Source organism: Streptococcus sp. 21.1, from assembly GCF_016648635.1.
Lineage (GTDB): Bacteria > Bacillota > Bacilli > Lactobacillales > Streptococcaceae > Streptococcus.
In genome coordinates, this window is sequence record NZ_JACLQL010000008.1 from 49,993 (window position 1) to 61,721 (window position 11,729).

The following is an 11,729-nucleotide window of genomic DNA, read 5'->3' on the forward strand; positions in this document are numbered from 1 at the left end:
TTCCTTTCTATTTATCTTTATATTTTCTTTGTTTACGTTTATAAATGAGCTTACTTAGAGTTACGCTAACTTCATAAAGCAAGATTAAGGGTGCCGTCATGGCCAGGTCACTGATAAAGTCAGCTGGTGTTAGAATGACCGCCAAAATCAGGAGAATAAAGTAAGCATAGCGTCTATAGTGTGTCAGAAAAACTGGTGTTATTATGTCGATAGATGTCAAAAAACTCACAACTACGGGAAGTTCAAAGAGAACAGCCAAAGGCACTGTCGTATGCAGTAAGAAACTAAGGTAGTTCTGTGCTGTAATTTGTGTATTAAAGAGCCCTTCGCCTAGTTTTAAAAGCACTTCTAAGATAGCTGGACTAACAAAATAATAACCAAAAGCCAAACCCAATACAAAACAGACAAAAGTTGCTGGGATATAAGCAAAGATAGCACGCGCTTCATTGTCCCTCAAACCTGGTTTCACAAACTGCCAAATCTGGTAGGTGGTGAAAGGCAAAGTGACCGTAAAAGCCATGAGACTAGCCAAGTTAATGTAAATCCAAAGAATATCGTTAGGCCCTAGAACTAATAAAGGCTTATTAAATCCTCTGGTTAGATAAGCATAGAGTTGCCCAGCAAACAACAGAGTAATACAAAAAACTAGGAAAAAGCATAACACTACTGCAATGAAACGTCTCCGAAATTCCACCAGATGCTCAACAATAGTCATCTCATCTTTATTTCTTGCCATGCTGTTTCACCGTCACAAAGACAATAATAGCAATAAAGATAAGTTGTGGAATCAAGACTTCCCAGCTTGGATAGATACCAGCCCAATCAATGGTTGGGAAACCACTAATCAAATGATTAGACATCATATTAGTCAACTGAAGGGCATGAACACTGACACCGAGCATCTTGAAGGCCAAGGCATAAATCAACCAAGTCAAAATAAAGAAAATGCGGTGCGGTTTAATATAGTGACTCGCTTTAGTCATAGCCACAGCAATGATAACAAGAACTGCAATGGCTGAAGCAATACCAATCAAGAAATTAGCTGTCGTGATACGTGGGACAATACCGACATAGAAAAGTATAGTCTCGGCACCTTCACGGAAGACAGCCAAGAAACTGAGTGCAAACATGGACACAAAGCTTCCAGTTGCCGTCACCGTCTTCATCTGGCGGTCCATAAAGTCATTCCACTGTTTGACTGAAGACTTGCGATGGAGCCAAATTCCAATCAGAATCATCATCGCAACTGCAAAGATACCAACGCCACCTTCAATAATTTCACGGTTAGCCCCCGAGGTCACAGCTGGAAAGACAACTTGTAAGATAACAGCTATAACTGCGCTGGCAAGAACACCAGCAATAGCTCCGCCATAAACCCATTTGAGTCCCTTACGCATCTTGGCTGCCTTAAGAGTTGTCACAAGGGCCATAACAATGAGGAGGGCTTCAACCCCTTCACGTAAGAGAATCAACATGGCATCAAAGGCATTATAAGAAGCACTTGTATCAATAGCAGATAGGTCTGTAATCAAGGCTTGCAGTTTGTCCTGATAAGCTTTTTCTTTTCCCTTAACCATGATAACAGGTGTTTCACTTTCCACGCGCGTATAAAGGCTTGGATTAGTTGTGCTTACATCGCCTTCAATGGTTGGCCAGATAGTGATGAACTTCTTCATAGTTGCCGCAGCCGTTTTTTCATCACCTGCTTGGAATTGAGCTAGAGACTTTTCCAAGAGCTTAATACCATCTTTTAGGGTTAAACTTGAGCTTGTGCTATCAAGAGGGACACCCTTGATAAAGTCATCAATCCCACCCTTGAGATCATCATAAGATGACTGGATGCTGGTAAAATCAGTAGGCTCCGTCTCAATGCTACTTCGCAAAAGTGAAATGGCCGTCTCAATCTTGCCGTAGTAGGCAGTACTGTGGTCACGGACAACAGCTTCATTTCGCGTCCAAGCATTATTTAATTCACTGTAAGTTTTGCGTGTTGCAGCCAGGTCTTTGGCCGTAATGGCATCCTGTAAGTTTTTGAAATAAGGCTCTAGGCGTGTTTCAAGTTTTTCCTTTTCGGCATCTAAATCAACAGGATTTTGCTCTTTCTCAAATTTAAGAAGGGCTGATGAAATGGAGGTTAGGTCCTCTTCTGTCACGTCCCCCTTAATATCAAGAGCCTTGCTAACTTTTTTACCTGCCTTGGAATCGTGATTTTCTTTAGTTTCGAAATCAGTCTTAATCTCAGCAACCAATTCCTTAGCTTTTGTTTGATCTTTATTTTGAACAGCTGTTGTGGCATCTGTGATTTTGATGAAAAGATCACTGTAAGATTCAGCAGCTACTGGATAAGTCCAGAATAAGGCCAGAAGTCCAAGCAAAACGAGGAGTTTATTCAAAGAGTGCTTGACCAAGGTAACCTCCTTTCTCCACGCCTGCAAAGCAAGCAAAGAGCCCACTTCCGATATGGGTGATGTACTCGTTCATCTTGTCTACAGCACCAAGATTGGTCTGAATTTTAACAAAACGGTCTGGATCCTTTTGGTAGGCAATGAAAATCAAACCTGAATCAAACTGGCCAGTTCTCTCATCAATGCCATCTGAATAGGAATATGAACGACGTAAGATAGGAAGGTCTACTTCTTTAGCCAAACGCACATGCGAATCTACAGGAAGTTTAGATAAATCTACTTCATCAAACTCATCTTTCTTTCCAAAAGGTGCGCCTGATTCCTTGTAACGACCAAAGGTGTTTTCCTGTTCCTGCAAGTTGGTACGATCCCAAGTTTCAAGGTGCATCTGTACCAGACGAAGAGCCATATAAGAACCACCCTTCATCCAATCTTTACTATCAGCCCAGACAACCTTGTCGAATTCCTTTTCCGTCGTAACATTAGCAGTACCATCCTTGAAGCCAAAGAGATTTCGAGGCGTTTCCTTGCGGTCTCCAATTGCAGCAAAACCTGATTTGCTCCACTTCATGGTAATTTTATTACGACCTTTACGAATCAGATTGCGGACAGCGTGGAAAGCTACTTGTTCATCGTCCGCACAGGCTTGAATCACGATATCACCACCCGTATACTTGTCCTGCAACTGCTCCTTAGGAAATGGAGGCAAATCACGGAAGAGCTTAGGACGTTTGGATTCTAAACCAAGTTTTCTAAGAAAATCAGCCGAAACCCCAAAAGTCAGACTAAGGCGATAGGGATTGAGTCCCACGGTTTCGCCAGTATCACTTGGTGGCAAGAGGGTATTAGAACCATCCTTTTTTACTAGCTCACCTTCTACTAATTTACTACTATAATCTGTCCAGTCTTTAAAAAGCTGGATGACTTCTTTTTTATCAGTTGTATGAAGATCTAGAACCACCAAGTAGCAAGCCTTCTGCATGGGAGTCGTAATCCCAGCCTGATGCTTACCAAAGAAGCTAATATCTTCATCCCCATCAAGGGCTTTTTTTGTTGAACTATCCTGATTAGCGAAAAAAGCAGATGCACCAGAAAGACCAAGCGCAAGCCCAGCCCCTCCAATACCTGCTTTTTTAAGAAATTCACGACGGTCCATTTTTTTATCTAAAAATTTTTCGTCAGTCATTTTTCTTATTTCCCATCTAGGATAACACCCATTTGTGATAATGGTTCACCAAGTTTAGTTACAGCTTCGGCCAATTCCTTAGTATCTGCCTCACTCAAATCTGTATAAGACTTATAGTTTTTCTCATCAGTCATGTGTTTGTCTAAAAGACCATTGACATTCTTGAATTCTGTTTCCAAAGTCTTAACAAGCTTAGCATCTTTCTTTTGGATCAACGGCTTGAAGAATTCAAAGATTTTTTCAGCCCCTTCAATATTGGCACGGAAGTCGTAAAGATCAGTGTGTGAAAAGACTTCTTCTTCACCTGTAATCTTTTGAGTGGCAACTTCGTTAAGAAGGTCTACAGCTCCAGTCAACATGATATCTGGAGTGACTTTAACAGTTGCAATTTTAGCCTTGAGTTCCTTGATATCGTTAACCAATTGATCTGCATAGGCAGCTGTACCATCAGTCGTGTTGTCTTGCCACATGATACGTTCAATACGGTGGAAACCTGACCAGCCATCTTCTGATTTATTTTCGTCCATGTAATCAACCAAACGGTAGTCGATTTTCACGTCAGACTCACCAAAGCTTTCGGCAATTGGTTCTGAACGTTCGTAAGCCATACGAACCAATGGGTATTGTTTCTTAGCTTCTTCAAGATTTCCTGACTTGAGGGTTTCACTGAATCCTTCAGTATCTTTCAAAAGCTGATCGATTTCGCCTTCAACGAAAGTCTTGTAATCACTTGTAGCCTGCTTCAATTGTTTTTGCTCACTGGCTGTGAGTTTTGAGCTAGTAGAGCTAGAATGACTTGAATTACCAGATTTGGCACAAGCCGTCAATAAAAGCCCTGATGCTAAAAGAACAACACCAAGTTTGTTAAGTTTTTTCATGAATGTCTCCTATTTTCAAGATAGTGTTCGACATTTGTCGTTATATATGTGAATCGTTTGTTATTTCGATATGAAAAACGAACGATGATAAGTCAATAATGGTCTCTCATATGTAAGAGAACATATTCTAAACTAACAGAAGAAACCAGCACTGTCAACGGTTTTAGGCTATTTAAGAACTATTCTAAAGAGCAGATAAGAATGATTCTAAATAAAAGAAAAACAACAGGAAATAACCTGTTGTTACTAATTATTTTGTTCGACGTTTTCGAAGGAATCCTAGGCTAAGAATGCTTAAGAGACCTGTTGCAAAGAGTCCACGATTTGTCTTTTCACCAGTAGATGGCAGTTGCTTACCAGTTTGACGACTAGCTTCAGTCTCAGCCTGATTATTGCCATGAGCAACAAGCTCAGCATCTCCGACAAGGTCCTCTTGACTTGAGGTCTTGACACTTGTTTTAGTTACCTCAGTCTCTTTTCCACCAAATGACTCAGTCTTCTCAGAAGGCTTAGCTACTTCCTCAGTTGGTGTCTGAGCATTAGTCAAACGAATAATAGTCGCTGTTAGTGGGGCCAAGGTCAAGATGTGATTGTTGATTGCAACACCTGATAGCTCACTAATTCCAGATAGATTAACTTGATTACCATCTGCTAAAACCATATAGGATAGACCATTTGTAAGCTTGCTCAAATCAAACTGACGAGCCTTGCTATCAGCATTGACATAGACAAGGTAACGGTCTCCATTGGAAGCAATTGTTTGGTATCCTAATACCAAATCTTCTTGAGCAACATTCTCCTGACCAGGAACCGTCAATAGCGTCACACGAGCATCCACATCTGCTTTAGATTTGAAATTGAAGGCATCCGTAGACTTACGTAAGGCAATTAACCCTTTGGTAAAGGCACGCGTTTTCGTATTTTCTGGGAAGGCCTGACTATTAGTCGCCTTAGTCCAGTCAAAATGGTTAACCGCATCACTAGAATCATAAGAATCATGGATGAAGTAAGGATAGTCAAATGGATTGCCCTTTTCATCAACTAAGAGGTGCGACTTGTTTGGCACCTTGTCCTCAGATACAGGATAACGGTAGGCAGGATCACGGAACTGTTTGGTGCGGCCGTATTCCTGACCAGAGTGAATAAATGGTGTTCCCTGAGCAGTCAAGACCATGAGGTTTCCTAGACGCAAGCGACGATGAATTTCAGCATTATTCTCAGGCTTGCTTGGATCCTTCTTGATTGATTGGGCGATGATATCTAAAAGGGTCAAATTATCATGAGCAGCAATATATTGAATCACATCACCTGGAGAATCAGCCTCGAAGTTAGTTGGTTGTGCCTTGATATTGTCAAAGACCTTATTAATATCACGTTTGCCACCTGTGATAAAGGCAGGTGTCCCCTCGTTTGGATAACCTGATTTGAGGGTGTTTCGAATATCGTCTGAAAATACAGCTACGGTATCTGTGTCTTTCATCCAAGACTGATCGGCAGGCTGAACAAGGCTATTTTCATCGCCAGTATAAGTCACCCAGCCCTCACCAAGCATAATAAGGTTTGGATTTAGAGCGCGTGCAGCATGGTAAGCCTTCTCGATACTTTCAGCATCATGGTCACCCATCATATCAAAACGGAAACCATCAACCTTGTATTCCTTAGTAAGATAGGCAATCGAATCCACCAAGACACGACGACTCATATAGTGAGTCGTGCCTAGACGACCGCCTCCAAAGCTCGAACGTGGTGTGCCATCAGCATCCATAAAGTGATAGTAATTTGGTTCAAGGTCTTCAAAAATAGCTGTCTTAGCTGTATGATTGTAGACTACATCCAAGATGACGCCCATACCGTGGGCATGAATAGCAGCAACTAAATTCTTGAATTCTTCGATACGTTTAGCTGGTTCATTTGGGTTTTCAGAATACATACCCGTCAAAGAGAAATAGTTTTGTGGATCATAGCCCCAGTTGTAGTTACTATCACTTGATGCATAGGCATCCAAACGCTTGCCATTTTGCAATTCATTAACAAAATAGTAGCTCAATACTGGCAAAAGCTGGATATGGGTGACCCCAAGATCTTTAAGATAATCCAAACGCTCCGCAAAGGCTGCAAATGTCCCAAACTGGTGCTTCAATTCAGCTGAGATAGCCTTGTCAGAGGTGAAATCACGGACATGAGCCTCATAAATGATAGCATCTTCACGAGACTTAAAGTTAGGAATCTTAGCATAGTCAAGATCTTTTGGTCCATAATTAGCAGGATCTACAAAGGCAGCCTTGGCAATCTTGTGTTCAGGACCCTTGCTAGCATCGTCACTATTCCAAGCAGCCAGAGATTTCGCATAAGGATCAAGAACAATTACTGACTGATCTCCACGTTTAATGCGGTATTGATAGAAATAGCCTGTTAAGTTTTCAAGGCCAAAATCAGTCGCATGTAGGTCAGCTTGCCAAGTACCTCGAGGGCCTTTGCTTAGAGCGTGTTCAGCAAGTACCTTGTCTTGATTATTCTTATCATAGACAATGATGTCTACTTGATCAGCACTTGGTGACCAAAGTGTCACATGTGCCTTAGTACCATTTTCTTCTAAACGAGCACCCAATTCGCCATCGTAACTGTAGAGGGCATCCTTTAATTGCCAGCTCTCAGACGTTTTAAAACTATCACTGCCCAAAGTGACCTTATAAGGCAGATTTTCTGCAGCAAAATCACCTGTTAATGTAGCTTTTTTGAGTTTAGCATCCAAGTCAAGCTGTTTAAGAGTTACACTGTTACCATCCTTATCCATCACCTTAAGGTCTTTGAGAATATCTTCAGATGAGACCTCGTCTAAGTTGGTGAAGCTAAGTTCGATTTTGCTTGGACTAAGCTGCTGAGCCCCAGTCAAACGCACATCCTTGACAAAGTAAGGGTTGGTGTAGACTGTCGGATCAGTATCTCGTACGAAAAGCTGACGAGATTTTTTCAAGTCACTAAATTTATAATCATTTGGTTGAATTTTCACATCATCTCCAGTTTTTCTCTCATCTAAGAGTAAAAATCCTATCGATTTTGCCGCTTGTGTTAGCGGAATGTCTAAATAAGCACCATACTTACCATTTGGTTGGAAATTGACACCATCAGGCCAATTACTTGGGGCATCCTTTACATCTCCCCAATACCATACAGACTTATTGCCATAGTCGCCATCCGTACGGAAATAATTGATACGAACGTGATCTTGAGGGATAGGTTGATAACTGTAAACTTGAAAATCCTTGTCAATCCAGGCCTCATTCATTTGAGGACTAAGAATTTCGACTGCTTTATCACCTGAAAGGTTCGTTCCAGCGGCATTATTAATCAAGAAACTAAGCTTTTTAGGTGTCGAAGACAGCTTCACATCCAAGTAAACACCATAATTATCCTGTTTGGCTTCTGCAAATGAGGTTGCTCCTGTTGGCCAAGCACCTTTCTGAGATGATGGCGTCTCCACATCATCCCAAGTCCAAAGCCCAAGTGATGCCTTATCCTGACTTGGCAACTCTTGGAAATGCAAGCGAATAGTCCCCTCAGCAATAGGTTCCTCAGATGCATTAGTGAGAGCTTGACCATTATTAGTACTTACTGTTTTTGGCGTGTTTTCGCTAGTTTCAGTTAGCTTGGTAGGCTCAGTACGGCTAGTGTTTTCTTCTGAAAGAGAAACTGGCTCATTTTCCTTGGACACTGTGGCATTCTCAGCTGTTAGAGGAGCTGTTGGCGTTTCAGTTACTAGACCACTGGTGGTAAGACTAGAATCAGCTGATTCTACCTGTGTACTTGAGGCAGGTGTTGACACTACTTCTTCTGCCTTGACTCCATGAGTAGCAGCAAAGCTCAAAAAAACAGCTCCAATGGTTACAGAAGCCAACCCTAACTTGTACTTGCGAAGACTATAACGAAGGACTTTTTCGTCATTAGTTTGAGTATTCCTTTTCATACTAACTCCTTTTTGTTAACGTTTTCATGTTTTTTAATATACCATTTAGATTAGATTTATGCAAGCGTTTTCGCTCTTTAAAAATAAAAAAGAGAACCATAAGATTCTCTCAATCTATTAATTATAAATAGAATAGTAACGCTTAATCCCTGCCACAATTGCGTTAGCTAAAGTCTCTTGATAAGCAGCGGTATTCAAGCGAGCAGCTTCTTGTGGATTTGACAAGAAACCAAGTTCAAGGAGAACTGCTGGCGCTGTCGTTTCACGCAAGACTGCAAAGGTTTGACGTTTCACGCCCTGATTCTGAGCGCCAGTCGCATTAATAAGGCTGGACTGGATGGCATTGGCCAAAGTGTCACTCATGCTCAATCGCGTCGGATTAGCATGGTAGGTCGCATTAATGCGTGATGGGTATTCTGCATAAGGTTGGTAATAATAAGTTTCGATTCCCTGTGCTGCTGAACTTCCTGAAGCATTGATGTGGATACTTACGAAGATATCCGATTCAGAGGCGTTGGCTGCACGAGAGCGATCTGTCAAATCGACATAGGTATCGCTGGTACGTGTGGTCACGACTTGATAGCCTTCTGCTTCTAATTTGGCCTTAACTCGGCTTTGGATAGCCAAGGTCAAGCTCTTTTCAGAAATACCAAAGTACGAAGCTCCTGGATCATAGCCACCATGGCCAGCATCTAGATAGACAACCTTATTTAAAACATCGTAGTTTCCTTTTGATGCCGAACCGATTTTCTTAGGGGCTACCACATCAGCTGAAGTTGCTCCAAAGCCAATATTCTTACCAGAAGCATCAACAATATAGCCATGAACGATATACTTGCCTGAATTCCATTTGTGCTGACTGGCTGAAATAGTCACCTTGTAGGAACCATCATCCTGTTTTGTGGCATTATGCCAAACAAGATCATCCTGACCATTTTGCTCAGACCAGACAGGGATAAGGACACCTGAAATACCACTTGGATTCGTCAGATTAGTGATAAGAACGTCAAAAGTTCCACGATTTTTATCATTATTGGTAATAGTCAATGTTCCTTGAGTCTTAGTGATATCAAGTGTCACTTGTTTGCCACCTAGACCAATGTATTTACCGTCATTGTCAACCAAATAGACATGAGAGTTATAGAGACCGCTATCTCCCTTATGGTTGCTTGAACGAACAGTTACCTTATAGTCTCCATTAGCTTGCTTGGCTGCCTTGTACCAGATGATATCATCTTGACCGTTCTTTTCTGACCAGGTTGGAACTAGAACTTCTTTGAAACCACGTGGCGCAATTAAGTTTGAGATAACAAGATCATAGCTACCAGTAGCATTGTTGAGACCAGTGATAGCAAGGTCAGCTTTGGGATCTGACAAAGTAACTTTTGTTTGTGTTCCCCCTACACTGATTCGTGAGCCATCATTTTGGATAAAGTAAAGATGAACATTGTAAATACCAGTTACGTTTTTGTGGTTGGCTACCTGAACAGTAACCTTGTAATTGCCATCTGTTTGACGTGTAGCTTCATACCAACGAATATCATCTTGACCATCAGTCTCAGACCAGATAGGTACCTGAACCGTACGCACACCTTTCGGGCTATAGACATCGCTGATGACCACATCAAAAGTTCCAGCACCATTGTTATTTAAGATAGAAATACTACCACTTGGCTTAGTTTCATTGACCTCAACCACAGTCTCAGTCAAATACTGGCGGTTACCAGTATTATCTATGAGATAAGCATCCGCTCTGTATTTTCCAGTTGAATGTTTGTGTTCTGAAGCCTTAATCGTCACACGATAGCTGCCATCTGCTTGCTTACTTGCCTTATGCCAAACCAAATCATCCTGACCATTAATAAGACTCCATGACGGTACCAGGATTTCTTTAAGACCATTAGGTGCAACTATATTGCGAACCACCGCGTCAAAAGTTCCTGTCGTAGCATTGTTATTTTCAATCGTTAGGCTGGCACTTGGACGCGATTGGCTAATTTCCACCACTTTTTCAGTCAAGTAGAAACGCTTGTTAAAATTATCTACAATATAAGCATCGGCACGGTATTTACCGGTTGAATTTTTGTGGTCACTTGCCTTAATGGTAGCTCGGTAAGAACCATCTGCTTGCTTCGTCGCCTTATGCCAAATCAAATCGTCTTGACCACCAACGAGACTCCATGACGGTACTAAGATTTCTTTCACACCTGTAGAGGCAATAATATTTTTCACCACAGCGTCAAACGTGCCTGTAGCTGCATTATTATTTTCAATCGTTAGGCTTGCACTTGGACGAGCGTAATTAACAGATACTACTTTCTCAGAAATATAATGTCTCTTATTTGTTCGATCAACAACATAGGCATCTGCACGGTAATTACCAGCCTCCCCCTTGTGATCAACCGCCTTAATGGTTACACGATAAGAGCCGTCCATTTGCTTGGCTGCCTTATGCCAAATCAAGTCATCTTGACCATTGGCTAGACTCCAAGATGGGACAAGAACCTCTTTAACACCCAAGGGTGCCACAATATCTCGAACCACAGCATCAAAGGTACCAGTGACCTTGTTGTTGTTCTCAATTGAGAAGCTTGCCTTAGGTTTTAGAACATCAGTATCATGAGAATGAGTCAACTTAGCAGGTTCAGCCACGGTATTGCTTGAAACCTCAGAAGCAGTAGGTACCGTCGCATTTTCTGAACTCGCTACTGTGTTATCCTGAACTACAGATTCAGAGGCAACGACTCTTGATTCAGATGCTGCAATCTTTGTTGAGCTTGCTTGACTAACTTGTGGAGCACTTGAATTTGCTACTTCACTTGTGGCTGTAGGTGTTTCCGCAACAGTTGAACTTGGTCTTGCTGATGGTGACTCTTGTGCAAGAACTACCCCACCACCAAAAATTTCTGCTGCTGTCGCAGGTTGATACTGGTTCCCTTCAGTAACCGTAGGCATTTGCGTAGCTACCTCATCCGCACTGGCCACCTGAGTGGTCACCGCCATGAGAACAGCCGCACTGGCATAGTAGATAAAATCTTTTGTTCGCATTTAACTTTCCTTTGACACTTTTTAATACGTCACCCATTTTACCATAGAAAATGTCTTACGAATAGAGGAAAAGTGATAATTCTCTAAAAAAACTATAAAAATGATAAAAAAATAAGTAATTTTCATACTTAAAGTATCAATGTAATCCAAATAAAGAACCTAAAAACCTATAAACAAGAGATTCCAAATGTATATATAATATTCTGAAAATAGAAAAATACAAAATATTACTATCAAAACTGAACACA

Annotated in this window: 6 protein-coding genes; all 6 read right to left on the reverse strand. The window is 41.4% G+C overall.

Going from position 1 to position 11,729, the window contains the following annotated elements:
* Window positions 1-7: 7 nt before the first annotated feature.
* Complete coding sequence (gene tatC / locus H7U01_RS07020) at window positions 8-736, reverse strand: twin-arginine translocase subunit TatC (RefSeq protein WP_139724293.1); 729 nt, start codon at window positions 734-736, stop codon at window positions 8-10.
* Window positions 723-2,408, reverse strand: a complete 1,686-nt coding sequence (locus H7U01_RS07025; protein ID WP_201041341.1) for an FTR1 family iron permease — start codon at window positions 2,406-2,408, stop codon at window positions 723-725. Before H7U01_RS07025 ends, tatC begins: the two co-directional genes overlap by 14 nt.
* A complete protein-coding gene (gene efeB, locus H7U01_RS07030; RefSeq protein WP_201041342.1) occupies window positions 2,386-3,591 on the reverse strand; it encodes an iron uptake transporter deferrochelatase/peroxidase subunit in 1,206 nt (401 codons plus the stop codon). The genes H7U01_RS07025 and efeB overlap by 23 nt, the downstream gene beginning before the upstream one ends.
* A gap of 5 nt (window positions 3,592-3,596) precedes the next feature.
* The gene (gene efeO / locus H7U01_RS07035; RefSeq protein WP_175063705.1) at window positions 3,597-4,469 is read right to left on the reverse strand and encodes an iron uptake system protein EfeO; all 873 of its coding nucleotides are present in this window, start codon (window positions 4,467-4,469) and stop codon (window positions 3,597-3,599) included.
* A 250-nt stretch (window positions 4,470-4,719) separates the two neighbouring features.
* Window positions 4,720-8,433, reverse strand: a complete 3,714-nt coding sequence (locus tag H7U01_RS07040; RefSeq protein WP_201041343.1) for a pullulanase — start codon at window positions 8,431-8,433, stop codon at window positions 4,720-4,722.
* 117 nt (window positions 8,434-8,550) lie between these two features.
* The gene (locus tag H7U01_RS07045; RefSeq protein ID WP_201041344.1) at window positions 8,551-11,481 is read right to left on the reverse strand and encodes a GBS Bsp-like repeat-containing protein; all 2,931 of its coding nucleotides are present in this window, start codon (window positions 11,479-11,481) and stop codon (window positions 8,551-8,553) included.
* Window positions 11,482-11,729 lie beyond the last annotated feature (248 nt).